The sequence below is a fragment of the Arthrobacter parietis genome, assembly GCF_039530425.1.
Lineage (GTDB): Bacteria > Actinomycetota > Actinomycetes > Actinomycetales > Micrococcaceae > Arthrobacter_D > Arthrobacter_D parietis.
Window position 1 is genome coordinate 243,806 of sequence record NZ_BAAAON010000010.1, and the last position, 21,945, is coordinate 265,750.

The following is a 21,945-nucleotide window of genomic DNA, read 5'->3' on the forward strand; positions in this document are numbered from 1 at the left end:
AGTGAGTAATTCTGACGCTGGAGCGGTGCCAGTCCTGAACGTCGCGAATGTGCTGACGGTCGTGAGAATCCTGCTGGTACCGTTTTTCGTCTGGTTCCTGCTGGCCGACTCCGGCGAGGGCGGGCTTTTCCGCTGGCTCGCGGTAGCCACCTTCGCAGTGGCAATCTATACCGACAAGCTCGATGGTGACCTGGCGCGCAGCCGTGGTCTCATCACAAATTTCGGGAAGATTGCAGACCCGATCGCGGACAAGCTGCTCATCGGTTCCGCTTTGATACTTCTGTCCGTACTGGGCGAGCTCTGGTGGTGGGTGACCATCGTCATCCTTGCCCGCGAGCTCGGCATCACCCTGCTCAGGTTCGCGGTCATCCGTTATGGAGTCATGCCTGCCTCCCGCGGTGGGAAGTTGAAGACCGTCGTTCAGACGCTGGCTATTTTCCTCTACCTGCTGGTGCCGGCTCTCGGCGACTGGGCGTGGTGGCCCGCCGTCGTCGTCATGATGGCTGCCTTGGCAATTACCGTGGTGACCGGCGCAGATTATGTCCTGCAGGCGCTCCGACTGCGGCGCTCAGCACGTAACACCGCACTGTGACAGCTGCCGCTGGGGTGTCAGGCGGGTTGGGCAGGGCCGCCCTTGAACGGGTTGTACTCCTCGCGCAGGAGCGCGGGCTCACCATTGCTACCGGAGAATCGCTGACCGCCGGGATGGTTGCGGCCGCGCTTGCTTCGGTTCCTGGGGCTTCGACTGTGCTTCGGGGCGGCGTCGTGTCCTATCACCGGGACGTGAAGGCGGCCTTGCTCGGTGTTGAACCAGAACTTCTGGAACGTGCGGGCGCTGTTGACGCGGAGGTAGCACGGCAGATGGCTCTTGGTGCCAGAGACAGCTGTGGCGCCGACATCGGCGTGTCCACCACAGGAGTAGCAGGCCCCGAACCGCACGATGGAAAAGCGGTGGGTACTGTGTTCATCAGCGTGGTGGCGGTATCTGTCAACCTGGTTCGAGAATATCGCTTCCGGGGAAGCAGGAGCCAGATTCGGGAAGCATCCTGTTCGGCTGCGGTGATCCTGCTCACGGAGGCGCTTGAGCTTGAGTCCGCGGGAACAAACGGAGTTCCGCAATAGTTATCAATAGTGTCCAGCACGGAGAAGCAAGACGGGCTAGGCTTAAATCAGACGGCAGCGAAAGCGGCCAGCACAAGGGAGTTAGGCGATACACATGGTAAAGCAACCCGTATCCGTGAACGGTGTCATCCGTTGGCGGGATGTGGGGTTGGCAGAAGATCCGCAACGTAAGCCGAAGGAGCGCAAAATGGTCGTTTTACGCCACGAGATCGGGGACGTCCTGCGTGACGTCCGCCAGCGCCAGGGCCGCACACTCAGGGAAGTGTCGCATAGCGCCCGGGTCTCCCTCGGTTACCTCAGTGAGGTGGAGCGGGGCCAAAAGGAAGCGTCCTCGGAACTGCTGTCCTCTATCTGCTCTGCACTCGATGTACCGCTGTCGATGATGCTTCGGGAGGTCAGCGACCGGCTGGCCGAAGCCGAAGGTGTTGCTGTCCCTGACACAGTCCCGCAGGAGTTTGCCCAGCAGTTCGGCGGGGACATGCCGGAGGATTTCACCGGTGGTTTCAGCAGGGGACTGGCAGTCACCAAGAACTGATACCGGCACAACCCACGTTCCACAGGGAGGTCCGCCGAATGCGGCGGGCCTCTTTTTGGTCTGCGGCTACCAGTTGTCTCTCGTATAGGTCTGGTTCAGCTGGGAAATGAGCTCCCCGAGTGTCGTGAGATCCGAAAGGCTCCAGTCCTCCATCAGCTGATGGAACGCCTCCTTGCGCGCTTCCTGTGCTGTGGACAGCTGCGTCAGTCCAGCCGCCGTGAGGCTGATCGACTGGGCGCGGCCATCCAGCGGATCTGCGGTTTTCTGAACCAGGCCCAGGTGTTCGAGCATGGCGATCTGGCGGCTGACGGAGGGCTTGCCGACGCCAATGCTGGCGGCCAGATCGGTCAGGCGCATGGAGCCCTCCCGCTGTAGGATGACCAGCAGCCCGTAGGCAGCAGGTTCCATATCCGGATGGACCCGCCGCGCAACCTTGTAGGAGTTCGACCGCGCACGCCGCCACAGCATACTGAGTTGTTGTTCCAACGCCTGCACGGCAGCATCGACGGAAGCATCGGGTTCCTGGCGGTCAACAGTCATGCGTTTCATTCTAGGGTTTATCTGGAGAAGGAGGATGCAGCATGCGCACGAGCGACTTCTGGCGGCTCATGGACGACGAATTCGGGCCGGCCTATTCAAGGACGCTGGCCCAAACACTGCATCTGTCCGGGCTCGGCGACCGCACGCCGGCTGGAGCCCTGCAGGCGGGAGCTGACCCGAAGGCCGTCTGGCTGGCGGTCTGCGAGATGCAGGACGTGCCCGAGTACAGACGGCTCGGACGCGATGTGAAACCGCGCTAGCCGGTTCAAACACGCCGGGCGAATCAATCGAATATGTGTTCGGATCCGGACTATGCTGGAATCAGAAGATTCCCATGCCACTCGTCCTCCACAATCCCGCCGCTTCAAGTGGGATGTCCACATCGGATGCCCCGCGGGGCAAACTGTCGGAGGGGGACGCTACGGTCAAGGGGAAGAGAAAAACAGGCCCTGGCGGCCATGAGTATACCGAGGTGAATGATGGCCGTACCAGCCGATCGTGAAAAGGCTCTCGAAGCCGCACTGGCACAGATTGATAAGCAATACGGCAAGGGCTCAGTCATGCGCCTTGGAGACGAGGTCCGCGCTCCTATCGAGACCATTTCCACCAGTTCGATCGCACTCGATGCAGCGCTTGGCATCGGTGGTCTGCCGCGGGGCCGGGTGGTGGAAATCTATGGTCCGGAATCGTCGGGTAAAACCACCGTTGCCTTGCACGCTGTGGCCAACGCCCAACGCAACGGCGGCATTGCCGCCTTCATTGACGCGGAGCACGCGCTGGATCCCGAGTACGCCAAGAAGCTTGGGGTGGACACCGACGCTCTTCTCGTCTCCCAGCCGGACACCGGTGAGCAGGCCCTGGAGATCATGGACATGCTCGTGGGCTCTGGTTCCATTGACATCGTCGTGATCGACTCCGTTGCCGCCCTCGTTCCGCGCGCTGAGATCGAGGGAGAGATGGGTGACAGCCATGTGGGTTTGCAGGCCCGGTTGATGAGCCAGGCGCTGCGTAAGATCACCGGCCGTCTGAGCCAGACCAAGACAACTGCCATTTTTATCAACCAGCTCCGCGAGAAGATCGGTGTGTTCTTCGGCAGCCCTGAAACCACCACAGGCGGCAAGGCGCTGAAGTTCTACGCATCAGTGCGGATCGACGTGCGGCGCATTGAAACGCTCAAGGAAGGTACCAATCCGGTTGGTAACCGGACCCGGGCGAAGATCGTCAAGAACAAGATGGCTCCGCCGTTCAAACAGGCGGAGTTCGACATCCTCTACGGCTTCGGAATCTCTCGCGAGGGTGGGTTGATCGATGTTGGCGTGGAGAACGGTCTCGTGAAGAAGTCCGGAGCCTGGTTCACCTATGACGGAGACCAGCTGGGCCAGGGCAAGGAGAACGCCCGCAAGTTCCTGCTCGACAACCCGGACCTGGCGGATGAGCTCGAACAGAAGATCCGGCAGAAGCTCGGCGTCGGAGGTGCGGTGGAGGAGACACCGGAACAGGATGGTCCCAAGCTGAAGGCAGTCGGCGGCGAGGGCCGCTAGCGGTCCATGAACGGATTCTCCGGAACTCCGGGTGCAGCAACGCAGCGCAGTGCCCGGCGTTCAGCACGGAAGAGCGGCCCGCGGGCTCCTACGCCGGGCTCGCCTGCTGATCTCACGCCCGAGGCCGATCCCCATGAGGTGGCACGCGCTATCGTCCTGCGCCAGCTCTCCATGGCCCCGCGCAGCCGCCACCAGCTTCACACTAAACTTCGTGAGCGGGGTGTCTCAGAAGAGGTGGCGGCGGGCATCCTGGATCGCTACGAGGAAGTTCAACTGATTGATGATGCCGAGTTTGCCCGCATGTATGTACGAAGCCGGGCACAGACCAGGTCGCTTGCGCGGTCCGCCATCAAGCGCGAGCTCGCTGAGAAGGGCATCACTGGAGAGCTGGCCGAGGACGCACTGCTCCAGCGGACAGACGAAGACGAGCGGTCAGCGGCCGAGGACCTTGTGCGGAGAAAGGCGAGGCCCCTTGCGGATCCTGGTGACCGTGCATCCCGTGACAAGCAGGTGCGCCGGCTTGTGGCAATGCTCGGACGCAAGGGCTATGCGCCGTCGTTCGCGTTCTCCATCGTCAAGGATGTCCTTGACCAGCAGGAGTAATCTCAACCGCCCGTCTTCCCCGGCGGTAGTTGGCCGGGTTGGGGCTGCTCTCGGTGGGCCGTACCCTTAACAGGTGAGTTCCACAGTTGCCTACCCCTCCCCGTCAGCACAGCCGGCCGAGCCGCTCTCTGCCACGCAGCGCACCTATGAGGTGCGCACCTTCGGTTGCCAGATGAACGTCCATGATTCCGAACGGATCTCCGGGCTGCTTGAGTCCGCCGGGTATGTGAGCGCCGGCGGCGACGAGGCCGACGTCGTCGTCTTCAATACCTGTGCTGTTCGCGAGAACGCGGACAATAAGCTGTACGGAAACCTCGGCCAGCTCGCGCCGGTCAAGCAGTCACGGCCTGGAATGCAGATCGCGGTCGGTGGATGCCTAGCCCAAAAGGATCGCGAAACGATCCTCCGCAAGGCGCCGTGGGTGGACGCCGTTTTCGGCACACACAACATCGGAGCCTTGCCCGCGCTCCTTGAGCGGGCACGCCACAACGAGGAAGCGCAGCTTGAAATCCTCGAATCCCTGGACGTTTTCCCCTCCACCCTGCCGACCAAACGTGATGCCGTGTACTCCGGCTGGGTGTCGATCTCCGTTGGCTGCAACAACACCTGCACCTTCTGCATCGTGCCCTCGCTGCGCGGCAAGGAAAAGGACAGGCGCCCCGGGGATATCCTCGCCGAGATCGAGGCCCTTGTGGCGGACGGCGCTATCGAAGTGACTCTGCTCGGCCAGAACGTCAACTCCTACGGTGTCGAGTTCGGGGACCGCGGTGCGTTCGCGAAACTCCTGCGCTCCTGCGGAAGCATCGACGGTTTGGAAAGGGTCCGGTTTACGAGCCCCCATCCGGCCGCCTTCACCGATGACGTCATTGATGCAATGGCAGAGACCCCGAATGTTGCTCCGCAGCTGCATATGCCGTTGCAGTCTGGGTCGGACCGGATCCTGAAGGCAATGCGGCGGTCCTACCGTTCTGAAAAGTTCCTCGGCATCCTTGACCGGGTCCGATCGCGGATGCCGCATGCGTCGATTTCCACCGACATCATCGTCGGATTCCCCGGAGAAACCGAAGAGGACTTCCAGGAGACGCTTTGGGTCGTGGAGCAGTCGCGTTTCGCGACGGCGTTTACCTTCCAATACTCCAAGCGCCCAGGCACGCCTGCCGCGGACCTGCCGGATCAGCTCCCGAAGGCCGTGGTGCAGGAGCGGTATGAGCGGCTCACCGAGCTGCAGGACCGCATCTGCCGCGAAGAGAACGCGGCGCAGGTTGGACGGCAGGTGGAGGTGCTCGTTACTGCTCATCAGGGCCGCAAGGACCATGAGACCCACCGACTGAGTGGGCGGGCGCGCGACCAGCGGCTCGTTCACTTCTCCGTGCCCGAAGGAGCAGACGCTCCGCGGCCTGGCGATCTCGTGACGGTGACTGTCACCGGAGCTGCCGCGTTCCACCTCGTCGCCGATCCGTCGGCGTCGGACTATCAGCTCCGCCGCTCACGCGCAGGCGACGCTTGGGACCGATCTCAGGCAGAATCGTGCGGGGCGCCGGCCCCCGGCGTCGGCGCTGCGGCAGGCAGGTCAGTAGTGCTCGGCATGCCCTCGCTTCCTCTCCGCAGCAACTGAGGTGAGCCGCGCTGTTGCTGCGCCCGCGACGCCGGTGATCGCCGTCGTCGGGCCCACCGGATCCGGAAAGTCCGAGTTGGGCATCGCGCTGGCCGAGGCGCTCGGCGGTGAGATCATCAACGCCGATGCCATGCAGTTTTACCGCGGCATGGACATCGGCACCGCCAAGCTGTCAGTCGGTGAACGCAGAGCTGTTCCCCATCACCTGTTGGACATCCTCGATGTGCGTGAGGAAGCAAGTGTCGCCCGTTATCAGGAGCACAGCCGCGAGGTAATTGCGCAGGTGCGTGCGCGGGGAAACGTGCCCATTCTCGTCGGCGGATCAGGCCTGTACGTCCGTGCGGTGCTCGACGAGCTTGAATTTCCACCGACCGACGCCGTCGTTCGAGCCGGTCTCGAGGCTGAAAGAGACAAGGTGGGCCTTCCTGCACTGCGGGAGCGCCTTGCCGCAGTCGACGCGGTATCGGCGGAACGGCTGGGGGACGAGCGGCGGGTGATCCGCGCCCTTGAGGTGCACGAGCTCACGGGCCGGCCCTTCAGTTCGTACATGCCGCGCCGCGTCTATCACCAGTCTGCCGTCCAGATCGGATTGCAGGCCGATCGGGACGTCCTCAAGGAGAGACTCGCTGAGCGGGTGTACTCGATGGTGGAGCGGGGGTTGCTGGAGGAGGTCCGCAGGCTGGACGACCTCGGGCTGCGAAGCGGCCGCACGGCTTCCCGCGCGCTGGGATACAGCCAGTTTCTGCGGGTACTCGACGGAGGCTGGTCAGCAGCAGAGGCAGCCGAAGACACCGTTGCGGCTACCCGCAGGTTCGCCCGCCGGCAGCTGACGTGGTTCCGGGCCGACGAGCGGATTCAGTGGTTCAACTGGCGTGATCCGGAGCTCCTCACGAAGGCGCTGGGCGCCGTCGCCGCGCACGCCCCCTATCCTAGGTAACGTGACTTCACACACTGAACCAGCATTGTCCGCAAGGCCGGGACTGACGGGACTCTCCTTCTCCAAGGGGCACGGTACCGGTAATGACTTCATTCTGGTGGCAGACCCGAACGGCTCGGTCGATATGACCGCAGCCGATGTGGCTGCCGCCTGTGACCGCCACCGGGGTATCGGCGCGGACGGATTGATCCGTGCCGTGCCGTCGTCGTTCCTTCCCGAGGGACGGGCCCTGCTTGAGGACACTCCTGAAGCGCAATGGTTCATGGACTACCGCAATAGCGACGGCTCGGTATCAGAGATGTGCGGCAATGGTGTCCGCGTCTTCGTCCATTTCCTCCTCGAATCCGGTCTGGTTGAGTTGGCGGATGGCGCCTCGATGGCCATCGGCACCCGCGGCGGCGTCAAAGTGGTGAAGCGGTCAGTCGATGGGTACTCCGTGGACATGGGGCCGTGGGAGTTCATCTACCCGGAAGCCGCGGCCGCGCGTGCAACCGACTCGCTGGTCGAAGCAGACGGGCTGCAGGTCGCCCGGCCTGGACTGTCAATCAGCATGGGTAATCCACACACGGTCGTCGCCCTTGCCGAAATCGCGGAGCTTCGCGCCACGCGGCTGTTCGACGCGCCTTCGGTGGACCCGGCACCGCCGCACGGAACCAACGTGGAATTCGTCGTCCCGCATGATCCACTCATGCACGACGGCGTTGGACAGCTGAGCATGCGCGTGCACGAACGGGGGGTTGGAGAAACCCTCTCCTGCGGAACCGGAGCCTGCGCCGCTGCAATTGCCACCCGCTACTGGGCGGGAGCGGACGCGCCCGACGTCTGGAGCGTGACAGTGCCCGGCGGAATCGTCGGCGTCCGCTTCACAGTCAGCGCACAGGGGGGAGAGCATGTGCATCTCAGCGGTCCCGCGGTGCTCGTGGCGCGAGGTACGTTCAGCTAGGCCTTCCGGGCGTTTTCCGGTGCGGTCCGCTCAACCCGCAGAATGCGGAAAGACTTCGACGTGGTAGGGCGGTCGACTTCATAGTCGGGCGGCAGCTGCGCTGCAAGCCAACGCTGCAGCGAATCCGCACCGAGGTTCTTCTGGACTACCAACCATGCGCTCCCGCCGGGAGCAAGGCGCGGGAGCCAGCGCAAGAGGAGTTCGTGAAGCGCCTCTTTGCCGATCCGAATCGGTGGATTGGACCAGATCGTGTCGAAGGCAATGTCAGGGTTGACGTCGTCGGGCAGCATGGCCGCCACATTGCCCAGCTCCAGCCTCCGGGCGTTCTCCCTCGTCAACTCCAACGAGCGTTCGTTCACATCGATTGCGATGACCCGGGCGTGCGGTGCCTGAACGGCCATGGTCAGGGCAAGCGGGCCCCAGCCGGAACCAATATCAAGCAGAGTGGAACCGGTGACGGGAGGCACCTCCGACAACAGGATCGCTGTGCCTTTGTCGATGCCGTCGGGACTGAAGATGCCACCCGAGGTGACGAGGTCACGTTCCTGACCCGCAATGGGTACCCGGAGCGGCCGGCGCTTGTCGGGTCCGGAGGGGGCGGCGCTGAAGTAGTGCTGCGAATCCATAATGCTCCAGCCTAGTGCTCCGGGCCGTACCGGTGCGGCCGGGGACCGCTGGCTGTGCAGGAGTTGTCCCTCCGCGCTGAGAGAATTTTTGCCCATGCCGCGGGGGCAACGGACTACCATGGAAAGACGATCACCAAGGGAGAGTATGACCACACATAACGGAGCGTCCGCAACGCCCGAGCCGGAAATGGGCCCGGATGAAATCCAGGCCGTCATTGATCGGATACTTGCCAAGGACCCCGCCTCGTCTTCGAGCGGTTCCCAACGGCGTTTCGGTAGCGGGCCCGGTGGCCGCGCGCAGGCGCTGTCTGATCTCGACGAAGAGCACACGGGTTACGACGGTGAACAGCAGGATCGTGAGGAGCGGCGCGCACTGAGGCGTGTGGCCGGGCTCTCCACCGAACTCGAAGACGTCACCGAAGTCGAGTATCGCCAACTTCGCCTTGAGCGGGTGGTGCTGGCCGGCATCTGGGGCGAAGGGACGGTTGATGACGCTGAAAATTCACTGCGTGAACTCGCTGCCCTGGCTGAGACGGCGGGATCGGAAGTGCTTGACGGCATCATCCAGCGGCGCCTGAAGCCGGATCCCGGAACGTTCCTCGGGGCCGGCAAAGCGGAAGAGCTCAAGAACATTGTGATGGCCACTGGTGCGGACACCGTTGTCGTTGACAGCGAACTGGCCCCCTCCCAGCGCCGGGGGCTTGAGGACATCGTCAAGGTGAAGGTCATCGACCGCACGGCGCTCATCCTGGACATCTTTGCCCAGCATGCAAAGTCCCGTGAAGGCAAAGCGCAGGTCGAGCTTGCGCAGCTTGAGTACCTCCTTCCGCGGCTGCGCGGCTGGGGCGATTCGATGTCCCGTCAGGCTGGCGGCCAGGTTGGCGGCGCCGGTGCCGGTATGGGTTCACGCGGGCCGGGTGAAACCAAGATCGAACTCGACAGGCGGAAGATCCGCACGCGGATGGCCAAGCTGCGGCGCGAAATCGCGGGCATGAAGCCCGCACGCGAGACCAAGCGCGCCAACCGTCGTCGTCATGAGGTTCCATCAGTGGCAATTGCCGGGTACACGAACGCCGGAAAGTCGTCTCTCCTCAATCGGTTGACCGATGCGGGCGTGCTGGTGGAGAACGCGCTGTTCGCGACCCTGGACCCCACCATCCGCCGGGCACAGACGCCTGACGGACTCGAGTTCACTCTTGCTGACACCGTCGGTTTTGTCCGGTCGCTCCCCACCCAGCTCGTCGAGGCGTTCCGTTCGACGCTCGAGGAAGTTGCTGATGCGGACCTGATCCTCCACGTTGTGGACGCATCCCATCCGGATCCGGAGGGGCAGATCACAGCGGTCCGCGACGTCCTGACGGAAGTCGACGCACGCAAAGTGCCTGAGATCGTCGTCCTGAACAAGGCCGACGCGGCAGATCCGTTTGTGCTTGAACGCCTCAGGCAGCGCGAACCCCGCCATGCAATTGTTTCCGCCCGCACAGGTCAGGGGATCGAGGAGCTGCTGGAACTGATCAGCCAGTCCATCCCGCGTCCAAGCGTGAAACTGACTCTGCTCGTGCCCTACCAGCGCGGAGACATCGTGAGCCGACTGCATCAGCCGGACGCAGAGATCCTCGGCCTGGAGCATGTGGAGGACGGCACTCGGGTAGATGTGATGGTCAGGGAAGGTCTGGCGGCAGAACTGGAGCCGTTCGTCACGCATGGCTGAGGGAAGCATCAGTCCCCTTCGACTGCTTGATGACGTCGTAGCGGCGATGGGCGGGCAGCAGCGTAGCGGGCAGCATGAAATGGTACGCCAGGTCGAGGAAGCAATCGGCAACGGCACACACCTGTTGGTGCAGGCCGGAACCGGAACAGGGAAGTCACTGGCCTATCTGCTTCCGCTCATCGCGCATGCCGTGAAGGGTGACACAACCTCGATCGTCTCGACGGCCACCCTTGCCCTTCAGTCCCAGATCGTCAACCGCGATCTGCCGAGACTTCTCGAGACCCTGCGTGGTTCGCTTCCTCGGCCGGTCGACGTAGCGCTTCTGAAAGGCCGGGGGAACTATGTCTGCCGGCATAAGACGGCAGGAGGTTTCCCCGACGAGGATGATTCGGGAGCCCTCTTCTCACTCGACGGTGACACCGCGGCGCCGCATCCTGCGGCAGGACCTTCCACCCCGCTCGGACGCGAAATCGTGCGGTTGCGGGAATGGGCGGAAGAAACGGAGACCGGGGACCGGGACGAACTCCTTCCCGGTGTCAGCGACCGGGCCTGGCGCCAGGTATCGGTGTCCAGCATGGAGTGCCTTGGTGCGCAGAAGTGTCCCGTTGCTGAGGAATGCTTCAGCGAGCGCGCACGGGAGAGGGCAGGAAAAGCGGACATTGTCATCACCAACCATGCGCTGCTGGCGATCAACGCTTTCGAGGGGCTGGCGGTCCTTCCGGAGCACGACGTAGTGGTCATTGACGAGGCGCACGAGCTACACGACCGCGTCACGTCTGCGGTGTCTGGGCAACTGTCAGGAGCACTGATCGGCGCTGCGGCCTCAGCGGCGAGGCGCCATCTCGGTTCCAACACGGACACATTGGCGGCCGCACAGGATGCCTTCGAGAACGCGTTCGACGCTCAGCCCACGGGTCTGATGGCTGGGGGACTCGACGAGTTGCAGGAACTCGCGCTCGTGCAATTGCGGGAGTCATGCCGACTCGCGCTGTCCGAATCGAGTTCCGACGGGTCCTCCCAGTCGGCAGACGGTGGCCGCCAGATGGCACGCTCACGGCTGTTGGTATTGCTCGAATTGTCCGAACGGATGGTCGCCGCAGGTGGCGCGGGCGAAGTGCTCTGGTCGAGTCGGCCAAGTACCTTTACACCGGGCTCCGGTTACTCCGCAGCTGATGACTCCTCGCCTGCCACGATCAGCATTGCGCCGCTGTCGGTTGCCGGGCGTCTGAGGCGGGGATTGTTCGAGGACCACACGGTTGTGCTCACGTCAGCTACGCTCGCAATCGGCTCGGAGTTCGGACCGGTTGCCGGGTCCCTCGGTTTGACGGGCGAGGGAGCGCCGTCATGGACCGGCGTGGACGTTGGCAGCCCATTCGACTACCCCCGACAGGGTGTCCTGTACGTTGCCAAGGACCTGCCCAAACCGGGCCGCGGGACTTCCGGGGAACAACTGGATGAGCTGGAGGCGCTCATCAAAGCCTCCCGCGGAGGAGCGCTGGGACTGTTCTCTTCGCGGCGTGCGGCGGAGGACGCTGCTGACGCGTTGAGGGACCGGCTCGACGTTGAGATTCTCTGTCAGGGTGAATCTTCCATGTCCGCGCTGGTGAAGCAGTTTTCAGAGGAGCCCGACACCTGCCTGTTCGGCACTATGTCGCTGTGGCAGGGCGTCGATGTGCCTGGAACTGCCTGCCGGCTTGTCACCATCGACCGCATACCGTTTCCCCGACCTGATGATCCGCTCATGACTGCGCGGACCCGAGCTGTCGCAAAGGCCGGAGGCAACGGATTCATGAATGTTTCCGCTACCCATGCCGCCGTTCGTCTTGCGCAGGGAGCCGGCCGTCTCATCCGCTCCCACGATGATCGAGGCATGGTGGCAGTACTGGACTCCCGGCTGGCAACCGCGGGCTACGGCGGCTTCCTCAGGGCTGCGCTACCGCCGTTTTGGTCGACGACGGACCGCGCAACGGCGCTCGGGGTCCTCTCCCGGCTCGCTGAGACGCAGCGCGCCTAGCACCATGCCGCGCGCCTCGGTCAGAGCGCACGCATCACCGAGACAACTTTGCCCATGATGGTGGCGTGGTCACCGAGTATCGGCTCGTAATTGGTGTTCTGCGGCAGAAGCCAGGTGTGACCGTCACGCTGCCGGAAGGTCTTCACTGTGGCCTCATCATCGAGGAGTGCTGCCACCACATCGCCGTTCTCGGCTGTGCTCTGCTGGCGGACCACTACCCAGTCTCCGTCGCAGATCGCTGCATCAATCATGGAGTCACCTGAAACACGCAGCATGAACAGATCGCCGTGCCCGACGAGCTGCCGGGGCAGTGGCATGACATCCTCAACAACCTGATCCGCCAGAATAGGACCTCCGGCTGCAATCCGTCCGACCAGCGGGACCATTGCCGCGTCGACGGCCGACGATGCCCGCGCAGGTTCCTCTCTTTCGGCGGAGGAGGGCAGCGCACGCGGTGTGCTGTCACCGAGCGTGAGAGGAAGCAGGATTTCCATCGCTCGCGGGCGCTTGGGATCGCGGCGGATGTAACCCATGCGTTCCAGCTGTGAAAGCTGGTGCGTGACGCTGGACAGACTCGCAAGACCTACGGTGTCACCGATCTCGCGCATTGAGGGCGGGTAGCCGTGCGCAGCTACGCTGCGCTGAATTGTCTCAAGAATTTTTGTCTGACGTGCTGTCATTCCCTTTGGCATGGCCCTGCCGCGCGGCCTTCCGCGTCCGCGCTTCGCATCGGGCGAAGGCACCTCTGCCATGTCCTTTGCCGCACTGAGATCTGCCACGAGATGCATCCCTTCCTCCGGCCGGGCCCGGACTGCCGGCTCGCCAACCATTTTTGTCAGTGGCGGGTGATGAGCTGGTTTGTGAAGCAGCCGGACCGTCACCCTTACCAGGAACGCTAGGGGAAGCGGGACGCGTTTTCAAACATTTGTTCGAGTGAGTCTCGACAATATTAGTTTACAAGTGCTAATAATAAGTGCAGAGGAATAGAACACAGCTTCGAACAAAGCTGTGGGAGATCCACACAACGAGAAAGGTGGACGCCATGTCTACGCTCCATATCGCAGGATCAGCTTCCGTACTTCACCCAGAGGACCGTGAGAATAACGGGCCGGCTGCGGCGCCGCGCCTTCATCTCACCCGTCGCGGCTGGGTGGTTCTGGTGGCAATTCCGGTCGCATTGCTTGTTGCCGTACTGCTGGTGGTTGCTTCGTTCTTCACCTCCCAGGCGCAGGCAGCGACAGCCGGCGGTGACCTCACGGACACTGTCCGGGTCAGTGTTGCATCGGGGGAGACACTCTGGGCTCTTGCTGCCGAGTACGCGCCGGAACGTGATCCGCGAGCCGTCGTTGAGGAAATCGTCGAACTGAATGTTCTAGGCTCGTCGACCGTGCAGGCCGGGCAGTCGCTTCATATTCCGGTTGGAAATCCATAAGGAGCGGATCTGCTTCCGCACAGCGGTAGGCGCGCTGATTCTTCACAGGTTGGCTCGTAACAGTTCGCCCGGCTTCAGCGGAATTCTTCGTGGCGGATGGGGCGGCCTTAAACTCTCATGGTGACCGATCCGCTAGAACGCCTTAACAGACTGCCGATCCGCGAGAATCTGCGCGGCCTTCGACCATACGGTGCGCCCCAGATCGATGTGCCCATTCTGCTGAACGTCAATGAGAACACCCATGGCGTTCCGGAGGATGTTCGCAGTGCAATTGTTGAAGCAGTCGAGGGCGCCGTGGCGGGGCTGAATCGCTACCCTGACCGGGAGTTCACCGTGCTTCGCGAACATCTCGCCACGTACCTAGGGCACGGACTCACCGCGGACAACATCTGGGCGGCGAATGGATCCAATGAGGTTTTGCAGCACGTCCTCCTCGCGTTCGGCGGACCGGGCCGGACTGCGTTGGGATTTCCTCCCACCTACTCGATGTATCCGCTGCTCGCAGGCTCCACCGGTACTGGATACCTGACAGGTTCGAGGGATGAATCCTTCGACCTGGACGCTCGTACCACCGCCAGCGAGGTAGCCGCCACGGGCGCAAACATTGTCTTCCTGTGCAGCCCGAACAACCCGACCGGCACAGCGCTTCCCCTGGAGGTGGTTTCCGAGGTCTACGATGCAGGCGAAGCGGCGCAGGCAATCGTCATTGTGGACGAGGCGTATGCAGAGTTTTCCCACTCCGGCACTCCGAGTGCGCTGGAGCTCCTGCCCGGCAGGGAACGGCTTATCGTCTCGCGCACCATGAGTAAAGCCTTTGCGCTGGCCGGAGCCCGTCTCGGGTACTTGGCCGCAGCGCCGGAAATTGCGGATGCGCTTCGGCTCGTGCGTCTCCCGTACCACCTGTCGGCGATTACGCAGGCCACGGCTGTCGCGGCGCTGACCCATTCGGCGAAGCTGCTCGCCAACGTGGATGAGATCAAGCGGCAAAGAGACCGCATTGTGTCCGGGCTGACGGGGATGGGTCTGCCCGTTGCACCTTCGGACTCCAATTTTGTGCTGTTCGGAGGGCTCGATGATCCGGGCGCCGTCTGGCAGGACCTGCTTGATGCCGGGGTGCTTATCCGGGACGTCGGGATTCCGGGCCACCTTCGGGTGACCGCCGGAACGCAGGAAGAGACCACAACCTTCCTGAAAGCCCTCGAATCTTTGATCCGGCCGCGTGTCTCCTAAACTGGACCGGGACGCACATGCGGGCCCGCCGCCCGTCTCGCTGCCGAAACAACCGTAAGGACCATCCATGACCGCGGAAGCTACTGCCAATCGCGCTGCCCGACGTGAGCGGACCACGAGTGAGTCGTCGGTGTTCGTCGAGGTCGATCTAGACGGCACCGGGCGCTCGGAGATCAGCACGTCCGTGCCGTTCTACGACCACATGCTGACGGCCCTGGCGAAGCACTCATTGATCGATCTCACCGTGAGGGCCACCGGCGACACCCACATCGATGTCCACCACACTGTGGAGGATGTAGCAATCACATTCGGTGAGGTTCTGCGCGAGGCTCTCGGCAACAAGGCAGGTATCCGGAGGTTTGGTGAGGCAACTGTGCCCCTGGACGAAGCTCTCGCCAATGCCGTCGTCGACATTTCCGGGCGCCCCTATCTGGTTCACTCGGGTGAACCCACAGGCCAGGAGTACCACCTCATCGGCGGACATTTCACGGGGTCCCTGACGCGCCATGTCTTCGAGGCGATCACCCTGCACGCCCAGATTTGCCTGCATATGACGGTCCTTGGCGGCCGGGATCCGCACCACATCGTCGAGGCCCAGTTCAAGGCTTTCGCCCGCGCCCTGCGCGCCGCGGTTGAACCGGACCCACGGGTGAGCGGAATCCCTTCCACCAAGGGAGCGCTATGAGTGCGCCGAAAGTGACGGTTCTCGACTATGGTTCCGGGAACATTCGTTCGGCGGTGCGGGCACTGGAACACGTCGGCGCTGAAGTCACGCTGAGTTCAGCGGCTGATGATGTCCTCAACGCCGACGGGCTCGTCGTGCCCGGTGTGGGAGCGTTTGCCGCCGTCATGCAGGGCTTGAAAGAGGTTGACGCGCTGCGCATGATCGGCCGTCGTGTTGCCGGCGGTCGCCCCGTCCTCGGAATCTGCGTCGGGTTGCAGATCCTGTTCGAGGAGGGCGTGGAACACGGCGTACGGACCCAGGGCATGGGGGAGTGGCCAGGTACGGTCGAACGGCTCAAGGCGGAAGTTGTGCCGCACATGGGCTGGAACACCGTCGACGCCCCCGCCGGGTCGGTGCTTTTCGAGGGCATTGCTGAAGAGCGCTTCTACTTCGTTCACTCCTACGGTGTGCAGGAATGGAACTTCGACGTCACCCAGCCGGCTATGCGGCCGCCGCTCGTCACCTGGTCCACGCACGGCAGCCCGTTCATTGCCGCGGTGGAGAATGGTCCACTCTCCGCCACGCAGTTCCACCCCGAAAAATCCGGCGACGCCGGTGCGCAGTTGCTGCGTAACTGGACCGGCAGCCTTCGCTGATCCATGTGGAGCCTGATTCTCATGGGACTGGCGGGGCTGCTGATCGGCGGCGTCGTTTCATTCCATCGCCAGCAGATGCCCCGCGCGCTCACCATCAGCTTCGGCGTTCTCGCCGTCCTGGCGCTGCTCGCCGCGTACCTGCTCACCCTGACCCCTTAGCCGTCCAACTGCGCCGGCGCGAATCTTAAGAACAAAGGAAGCGAATGAGTCCCTTCACCGAATCGCCCATCCTCGAACTGCTCCCTGCGGTTGACGTGGCCGACGGCCAGGCCGTCCGGCTGGTACAGGGAGCGGCCGGCAGCGAAACAAGTTATGGCGATCCACTCGATGCCGCACTGCAATGGCAGAACGACGGCGCCGAATGGGTCCATCTCGTTGACCTGGACGCGGCCTTCGGCCGGGGATCAAATCGCGATTTGCTTGCCCGCGTCGTCAAGGAACTGAGCATCAAAGTGGAGCTCTCCGGCGGGATCCGGGATGACGCGTCCCTGGACCAGGCGCTCGAGCTCGGAGCGGAGCGGGTAAACCTCGGCACCGCGGCCCTGGAAAATCCCGTGTGGACAGCCAGCGCAATTGCCCGCTACGGCGACGCCGTGGCCGTCGGTCTCGACGTTCGTGGCACCACCCTGGCTGCCCGCGGCTGGACGGAGGAAGGCGGTGACCTCTGGGAGGTACTCGCCCGCCTGGATGAGGCCGGCTGTGCTCGCTATGTCGTGACTGACGTGACCAAAGACGGAACGCTTCGGGGTCCCAACCTCAAGCTCCTCCGGGAGGTGCTCGAGAAAACCGAGCGGCCCGTGGTGGCATCCGGCGGCATCTCCAGTTTGGATGACCTTGCCGCGCTCCGGCAGTTGGTCCCCGATGGGCTTGAAGGCGCCATTGTAGGAAAGGCCCTCTATGCGGGCGCCTTCACACTACCGCAGGCGCTCGACGTCGCGGGGCTCCCGGAGCGCTAGCCATGGCAGAGCGAAGGCTTCCTGCCCACATCGAAGCGGCGCTGAGCGGTAACATCGCTGACTCGGCAGGCCGCGCCTGGGAAGGAAGGGATCTTTCCGGCGGCGGGAACCCGCTGCACGCCTTCGACAAGGACGACGGCGCGGTGCCGGCGGTTTACGCCGCTGCCCTGCAGGCTCTGGTGCACGGCGCCGCTGATGAGGCCGCAGTGCTGCGGGCGCTGACGGAAATCCGTGTCTTCGTACCGGTGATCGCGCAGCTTGGCGGCCCGGAAGCTGCTGATGATGTCACTGCAGCTCCCGGGGACCGGCACCATGAAGGTGACAAGGAAGCCGACATGGCGCTGGTAACCATCAAGGCGCCGGACGGGCGGAGCGCCCTGCCGGTCTTCACAGCCACGGCGCACCTCCAGAGCTGGCATCCGGAGGCCAGGCCCGTTGCGGTCTTCGCCTCCCGGGCAGCCCTGGCCGCGGTATCCGAGAAAGCTGAACTCATGGTGGTCGATCCGGGCGCAGAAGTGACATTCGTCGTGCGCCGCCCCGCTCTCTGGGCGCTGGCGCAACAGGGCCAATGGTCGCCGTCGTACTCTGATCCGGACCTGGCCCGCCTCGTGGGGAAGGCGGTCGTTCCGGGCGGGAGCATTCGCAGGGTCGAAATCGCGCCCGGGGGAGGAATTTCAAGCCGCACCGCTGGCGGTAAAGTGGTTGGAGGCGGCGGTGCCGGTCCCGAGTTGCGCCTGACCCTCGTACTTGAGGAAGGTCTCTCACAGGAGGACGTCCGCTCCACAGCGGCGGCGTTCCAGGACCGCCTCCAAAACCTGCAGGAGTTTGTCGAGCGGGTGGACTCGCTCGAAATCCGGCTCACGCGTTGATCTTCCACGCGGTTGGGCCCGCGTGAAAGATGAAGAACGTTGAACTTTGCCGTTTACCGGGAGCTGCTCAGGATTGTCCCGGTCCGCCGACTGCTGATCGTGGGAATGATCGCACGCTTTCCCCACTCTGCCGCAGGGGTGCTGCTTACCCTCCACGTGGTGCAGACCCTCGAACGCGGTTATGCCGAGGCGGGCGCCGTAGCTGCAGTGATGACCATCGGTATCGCCGTCGGTGCGCCCTGGCGCGGCCGGCGTGTCGATACAGCAGGCCTGCGGGCCGCGCTGATTCCGTCGGTGATTGCCGAGGCCGTGATCTGGTCGGTGGCGCCCCACCTGTCATACGAGTGGCTGCTGCTGGCCGCGCTCGTTGGCGGCATCTTTACCCTTCCCGTGTTCTCCGTTGTCCGGCAGTCTTTGGGTGTGCTCGTGAGCGGAAACTCCCGCCGGACGGCTTTCACCCTCGACGCGGTGGCCACCGAGGTGATCTTCATGGGCGGGCCGGCGTTGGGGGCTGTGCTCGCAACGCAGGTGTCCACGGTGCTGGGACTGACTGTTGTGGGCTTTTCCACCGCCGTGGCGGGGCTGTTCCTCATGTGGTTCAACCCGCCGACACGCAGTACCCAGCCGGGAGCCGTCGGTGCCACGCTGTCCGGAGGGCAGGATGATGCAGCGGCCGTGGAAGTGTTGGTGGCATCAGCTCCAGCCCACGTCAGTGAAGCGTCAGCAGAACTCGTTCCCGGAGCGCGGCCGGCCCGTGCTGGACGGGCGCGGGCGCGGATGGCGCACAGTTTCGCATGGCTCACGCTGCCGGTGGCCGTGGTCATGATCGTGGCCGCCGGTGCCGGCCTTGTCCTTGCCGGCACGGATGTCGGCATCATCGCGGTACTGGAAGCCGATCAGCGGGCCTTCGAGCTGGGCTGGGTCTTCCTCGCCTGGTGCTCGGCGTCCGTTGTGGGCGGCCTCGTCTACGGTGCCATGCACCGACCGCTCTCGCCGCTGGTGCTCCTGCTGCTGATGGCGGTTCTCACCATCCCGATGGGCTTTGCGGAAAGCACGGTGGTTCTTGCGTTGCTCTCAATTGCGCCAGGGCTGCTGTGTGCTCCGGTTCTCTCCGCGGCCTCGGAGCGGATTGCTCATCTGGTCACCGAGGAACGCAGGGGGGAAGCCATGGGCTGGTATGGCTCAGCCCTCACCTCCGGAGTGGCACTGGGCGCGCCGCTGGCAGGCGTGATGATCGACTCGGTGGGCCCGTGGGGCGGGTTCGTCGCAGTGGGCGCAGCGGCCGCCGCCCTGAGCCTGGCGTGTCTGGGAGCACAACAGGTACTACGACGGCGGCGCTTCGCCTGATCTCTCAGATCCCGTTTCGCGAAGGACAGTCAGTTGACCGGACCGGTGAACTTCTCGCCCGGTCCCTGGCCTGGAGCGTCAGGGATGAGTGATGCTTCCCTGAACGCAAGCTGCAGGGACCTCAGGCCATCGCGCAACGGGCCGGCATGCTGGCTGCCGATCTCCGGAGCTGCGGCGGTGATGAAGCCGGCGAGTGCAGTAATCAGCTTGCGGGCCTCGTCGAGGTCCTTGTGCGTTTCGGCGTCAGTGCCCTCAGCCAGTCCGCACTTGACGGCAGCTGCGCTCATCAGGTGCACTGCCGACGTCGTAATCACCTCGACGGCGGCGACTTCCGCAATGTCCCGAACGGGATTGTTCGCATTGCCGGACGCGGCGCGCGTTTCCTCCGGCGTCTGGAAGGTGTGGCGTGCGGCGTCGGGATTATTGTCTGCTGTGCTCATGCTGGTAAGCTTGTCACAGACCAACTGGGGGTCGTTATTTTTTGTGGCCGGGAACGGCATGAAAAAGATCACCAGTATGCAAGCGGAGTCCTCTCCCACCCGCGATTGCCGCCGTTGCCCCAGAGGCAGCCACAGGCAGCCGGGTTCAGGTCGGTGCGCTGGCTCTCCCTTTGGTAGGGAGCGCCGTTGATGCACTGATGCCGAGGCCTTCGATTGCGCATGCAGTTGGAGGCCTTCTCCTTTTGCAGGCGGTTCAGTTATTCAACGGATATCAGGAGCAGCACATTAGCGAGCCAAGAATCAATGATCGTATCCGCGTCCCAGAGGTGCGGTTGGTAGGCCCTGCCGGCGAACAGGTTGGAATCGTCCGCATCGAAGACGCCCTCCGCCTCGCCGCTGAGTCCGACCTTGATCTTGTTGAGGTGGCACCTCAGGCAAAGCCTCCCGTTGCCAAGCTCATGGACTTCGGTAAGTACAAGTACGAAGCCGCGGTGAAGGCGCGTGAAGCGCGCAAGAACCAGACGAACACCGTGCTGAAGGAAATCCGGTTCCGCCTGAAGATCGATACCCACGATTACGAGACCAAGCGGGGCCACGCTATCCGCTTCCTCGGTGCCGGAGACAAGGTCAAGGCCATGATCCAGTTCCGCGGTCGCGAGCAGCAGCGTCCCGAGATGGGCATCCGCCTCCTGCAGAAGTTTGCTGAGGATGTGTCCGAGGTCGGCGTGGTTGAGTCCACCCCCCGCATTGACGGTCGCAACATGGTGATGGTTATCGGTCCGGTGAAGAACAAAGCCGAAGCCAAGGCTGAAGCACGCCGTGCTGCCCAGCGCGCCGAGTCAAAGGCTGCCAATGATTCGTCGAGGGACAAGGTTGACACCTCTGGCTCCGCACCGATGACGCAGAGCATCGGAGACTTGCTGCCCGAGGAACTGCGTACGGCAGGATCAGCTTCGGCTTCTGAGACTCCTGTAGCTGATGCTCCTGTAGCTGAGAGTTCAGCACCTGTGACGGCAGTACCTGAGACCGCAGCGTCTGCTGTGGATGCGCCCGCTACTGATGCGCCGAAGGCTGCTGAGGCCACGCAGGTAGAGGAAGCGCCGAAGAAAGCTGCGCCGAAGCAGGCTGCACCGAAGGAAGCTGCACCGAAGGAAGCTGCGCCCAAGCAGGCCGCGCCGAAGGAAGCCGCACCGAAGCAGGTTGCCGCTCCGGCTGCAGCGCCGAAGCCTGCCGCTGCTGCCGCAGCGCCGAAGCCCGCTGCCGCGCCCAAACCTGCAGCAACGCCGAAGCCCAGGCCTGCGTCGGCTGCACCAAAACCAACCGGCAAGGCTGCCCCGGCCAAGGGAACGCCAAGCCGATCGAAGCCGTCCGGCTCCAACTAGGAGTCGGCTGCCCACCAGGCAGCAAGGCAATACGTAAGCACCGCAGTCCGCTGCGGAGATCGCAAGAGCCGCCGGCAAAGTGCCGGCGGAGACCAAAGGAGATCGGTTTCCATGCCGAAGATGAAGACCCACAGTGGCGCCAAAAAGCGCTTCAAGCTGACCGGCAGCGGAAAGCTCAAGCGCCAGCAGGCCAACCGTCGTCACTACCTGGAGCACAAGCCCTCCACGTTGACGCGCCGTCTGGCCAGCGACCAGATCGTGTCCAAGGCTGACACCAAGGTCATCAAGAAGATGCTCGGCGTCTAACACACCCCCTATCACTTCCGGACACCTTCGCAGGCGGCTGTACTGCCGCCCACGGAACCTCTGTTCGGACGATCTATCTAAGGAGTACGCACGTGGCACGTGTGAAGCGGGCAGTCAATGCCCACAAGAAGCGTCGGGTTATTCTTGAGCGCGCCAAAGGCTACCGGGGGCAGCGTTCGCGCCTGTACCGCAAGGCAAAGGAGCAGCTGCTCCACTCGTTCGTCTACAGCTACGGCGATCGCCGCAAGCGCAAGGGCGACTTCCGTCGGCTCTGGATCCAGCGCATCAACGCTGCGTCCCGTGCCAATGGCCTCACGTACAACCGCCTCATCCAGGGCTTGAAGGCTGCCGGCATTGAGGTTGACCGCCGGATGCTCGCAGACCTCGCCGTAACTGACGCCAACGCGTTCGCGGCACTTGTGCAGATCGCCAAGGACGCACTGCCGTCCGACACCTCTGCGCCGGTCCACGCCTAG

General features: G+C 63.6%; 26 protein-coding genes. 22 read left to right on the forward strand and 4 right to left on the reverse strand.

All coding sequences use genetic code 11. The features are described 5' to 3' along the window. The first annotated feature begins 1 nt into the window (after nt 1). The 3 genes from pgsA (at nt 2) to ABFX19_RS15805 (ending at nt 1,657) form a co-directional block, all read left to right on the forward strand. Nucleotides 2-592 (forward strand): CDP-diacylglycerol--glycerol-3-phosphate 3-phosphatidyltransferase, encoded by a 591-nt coding sequence (pgsA, locus tag ABFX19_RS15795; protein ID WP_277358758.1) that lies wholly within the window; start codon nt 2-4, stop codon nt 590-592. After that, nucleotides 589-1,122, forward strand: a complete 534-nt coding sequence (locus ABFX19_RS15800) for a CinA family protein (RefSeq protein WP_404800726.1) — start codon at nt 589-591, stop codon at nt 1,120-1,122. Before pgsA ends, ABFX19_RS15800 begins: the two co-directional genes overlap by 4 nt. Before the next feature lie 94 nt (nt 1,123-1,216). Beyond that, the gene (locus ABFX19_RS15805; RefSeq protein WP_056548454.1) at nt 1,217-1,657 is read left to right on the forward strand and encodes a helix-turn-helix domain-containing protein; all 441 of its coding nucleotides are present in this window, start codon (nt 1,217-1,219) and stop codon (nt 1,655-1,657) included. Between the two features lie 66 nt (nt 1,658-1,723). Here ABFX19_RS15805 and ABFX19_RS15810 read toward each other — a convergent pair whose 3' ends face one another. Further along, nucleotides 1,724-2,197: a MarR family winged helix-turn-helix transcriptional regulator gene (locus ABFX19_RS15810; protein WP_056548452.1), complete on the reverse strand. Its 474-nt coding sequence runs from the start codon at nt 2,195-2,197 to the stop codon at nt 1,724-1,726. A gap of 41 nt (nt 2,198-2,238) precedes the next feature. On the opposite strand from ABFX19_RS15810, the gene ABFX19_RS15815 reads away from it, so the two are divergent. The 6 genes from ABFX19_RS15815 (at nt 2,239) to dapF (ending at nt 7,836) form a co-directional block, all read left to right on the forward strand. After that, nucleotides 2,239-2,457: a DUF3046 domain-containing protein gene (locus ABFX19_RS15815; RefSeq protein ID WP_277358757.1), complete on the forward strand. Its 219-nt coding sequence runs from the start codon at nt 2,239-2,241 to the stop codon at nt 2,455-2,457. Between the two features lie 219 nt (nt 2,458-2,676). Continuing rightward, entirely contained in the window at nt 2,677-3,738 is a 1,062-nt protein-coding gene (gene recA / locus ABFX19_RS15820) for a recombinase RecA (RefSeq protein ID WP_346028885.1), read from the forward strand. Between the two features lie 6 nt (nt 3,739-3,744). Then, nucleotides 3,745-4,341 (forward strand): regulatory protein RecX, encoded by a 597-nt coding sequence (locus tag ABFX19_RS15825; RefSeq protein WP_346028886.1) that lies wholly within the window; start codon nt 3,745-3,747, stop codon nt 4,339-4,341. 73 nt (nt 4,342-4,414) lie between these two features. Continuing rightward, entirely contained in the window at nt 4,415-5,956 is a 1,542-nt protein-coding gene (miaB, locus tag ABFX19_RS15830; RefSeq protein WP_346028887.1) for a tRNA (N6-isopentenyl adenosine(37)-C2)-methylthiotransferase MiaB, read from the forward strand. A 1-nt stretch (nt 5,957) separates the two neighbouring features. Then, nucleotides 5,958-6,893, forward strand: a complete 936-nt coding sequence (gene miaA / locus ABFX19_RS15835; protein WP_346028888.1) for a tRNA (adenosine(37)-N6)-dimethylallyltransferase MiaA — start codon at nt 5,958-5,960, stop codon at nt 6,891-6,893. Between the two features lies 1 nt (nt 6,894). Further along, complete coding sequence (dapF, locus tag ABFX19_RS15840; RefSeq protein ID WP_346028889.1) at nt 6,895-7,836, forward strand: diaminopimelate epimerase; 942 nt, start codon at nt 6,895-6,897, stop codon at nt 7,834-7,836. Here the strand turns inward: dapF and ABFX19_RS15845 are convergent. Further along, nucleotides 7,833-8,462: a class I SAM-dependent methyltransferase gene (locus ABFX19_RS15845; RefSeq protein ID WP_346028890.1), complete on the reverse strand. Its 630-nt coding sequence runs from the start codon at nt 8,460-8,462 to the stop codon at nt 7,833-7,835. The genes dapF and ABFX19_RS15845 overlap by 4 nt on opposite strands. Nucleotides 8,463-8,607: 145 nt before the next feature. On the opposite strand from ABFX19_RS15845, the gene hflX reads away from it, so the two are divergent. Next, complete coding sequence (hflX, locus tag ABFX19_RS15850) at nt 8,608-10,173, forward strand: GTPase HflX (RefSeq protein WP_346028891.1); 1,566 nt, start codon at nt 8,608-8,610, stop codon at nt 10,171-10,173. Further along, nucleotides 10,166-12,187, forward strand: a complete 2,022-nt coding sequence (locus ABFX19_RS15855) for an ATP-dependent DNA helicase (RefSeq protein ID WP_346028892.1) — start codon at nt 10,166-10,168, stop codon at nt 12,185-12,187. The genes hflX and ABFX19_RS15855 overlap by 8 nt, the downstream gene beginning before the upstream one ends. A 20-nt stretch (nt 12,188-12,207) precedes the next feature. Here ABFX19_RS15855 and lexA read toward each other — a convergent pair whose 3' ends face one another. Next, the gene (gene lexA, locus ABFX19_RS15860) at nt 12,208-12,939 is read right to left on the reverse strand and encodes a transcriptional repressor LexA (protein WP_056549196.1); all 732 of its coding nucleotides are present in this window, start codon (nt 12,937-12,939) and stop codon (nt 12,208-12,210) included. A 290-nt stretch (nt 12,940-13,229) separates the two neighbouring features. Between lexA and ABFX19_RS15865 the strand changes: the two genes are divergently transcribed. From ABFX19_RS15865 to ABFX19_RS15900, 8 genes are all read left to right on the forward strand, one after another. Continuing rightward, nucleotides 13,230-13,619, forward strand: coding sequence for a LysM peptidoglycan-binding domain-containing protein (locus ABFX19_RS15865; RefSeq protein WP_277358749.1), 390 nt, complete (start codon nt 13,230-13,232; stop codon nt 13,617-13,619). A gap of 120 nt (nt 13,620-13,739) precedes the next feature. Next, a complete protein-coding gene (locus tag ABFX19_RS15870; protein ID WP_277358748.1) occupies nt 13,740-14,849 on the forward strand; it encodes a histidinol-phosphate transaminase in 1,110 nt (369 codons plus the stop codon). A 67-nt stretch (nt 14,850-14,916) separates the two neighbouring features. Beyond that, nucleotides 14,917-15,534: an imidazoleglycerol-phosphate dehydratase HisB gene (hisB, locus tag ABFX19_RS15875; protein WP_056548436.1), complete on the forward strand. Its 618-nt coding sequence runs from the start codon at nt 14,917-14,919 to the stop codon at nt 15,532-15,534. After that, entirely contained in the window at nt 15,531-16,169 is a 639-nt protein-coding gene (gene hisH, locus ABFX19_RS15880) for an imidazole glycerol phosphate synthase subunit HisH (RefSeq protein WP_056548435.1), read from the forward strand. Before hisB ends, hisH begins: the two co-directional genes overlap by 4 nt. 3 nt (nt 16,170-16,172) lie before the next feature. Continuing rightward, nucleotides 16,173-16,328 carry a hypothetical protein gene (locus ABFX19_RS15885; RefSeq protein WP_299165299.1) on the forward strand — a complete coding sequence of 52 codons (156 nt, stop codon included), beginning with the start codon at nt 16,173-16,175 and terminating at the stop codon, nt 16,326-16,328. Nucleotides 16,329-16,372: 44 nt separating this feature from the next. After that, complete coding sequence (priA, locus tag ABFX19_RS15890) at nt 16,373-17,125, forward strand: bifunctional 1-(5-phosphoribosyl)-5-((5-phosphoribosylamino)methylideneamino)imidazole-4-carboxamide isomerase/phosphoribosylanthranilate isomerase PriA (protein ID WP_346028893.1); 753 nt, start codon at nt 16,373-16,375, stop codon at nt 17,123-17,125. A gap of 2 nt (nt 17,126-17,127) precedes the next feature. After that, on the forward strand, nt 17,128-17,994 hold the full coding sequence (locus ABFX19_RS15895) for an SseB family protein (protein WP_277358747.1): 867 nt from the start codon (nt 17,128-17,130) through the stop codon (nt 17,992-17,994). A gap of 39 nt (nt 17,995-18,033) precedes the next feature. Further along, nucleotides 18,034-19,341 (forward strand): MFS transporter, encoded by a 1,308-nt coding sequence (locus tag ABFX19_RS15900; protein WP_277358746.1) that lies wholly within the window; start codon nt 18,034-18,036, stop codon nt 19,339-19,341. A gap of 29 nt (nt 19,342-19,370) precedes the next feature. Here the strand turns inward: ABFX19_RS15900 and ABFX19_RS15905 are convergent, their stop codons facing one another. Beyond that, nucleotides 19,371-19,781: a DUF1844 domain-containing protein gene (locus ABFX19_RS15905; RefSeq protein WP_346028894.1), complete on the reverse strand. Its 411-nt coding sequence runs from the start codon at nt 19,779-19,781 to the stop codon at nt 19,371-19,373. A gap of 326 nt (nt 19,782-20,107) precedes the next feature. Here ABFX19_RS15905 and infC point away from each other — a divergent pair, with 326 nt between their 5' ends. The 3 genes from infC (at nt 20,108) to rplT (ending at nt 21,945) form a co-directional block, all read left to right on the forward strand. Beyond that, the gene (gene infC, locus ABFX19_RS15910) at nt 20,108-21,163 is read left to right on the forward strand and encodes a translation initiation factor IF-3 (protein ID WP_428831060.1); all 1,056 of its coding nucleotides are present in this window, start codon (nt 20,108-20,110) and stop codon (nt 21,161-21,163) included. A 111-nt stretch (nt 21,164-21,274) separates the two neighbouring features. After that, entirely contained in the window at nt 21,275-21,469 is a 195-nt protein-coding gene (gene rpmI / locus ABFX19_RS15915) for a 50S ribosomal protein L35 (protein ID WP_026545492.1), read from the forward strand. 92 nt (nt 21,470-21,561) lie between these two features. After that, entirely contained in the window at nt 21,562-21,945 is a 384-nt protein-coding gene (gene rplT, locus ABFX19_RS15920) for a 50S ribosomal protein L20 (RefSeq protein WP_056548429.1), read from the forward strand.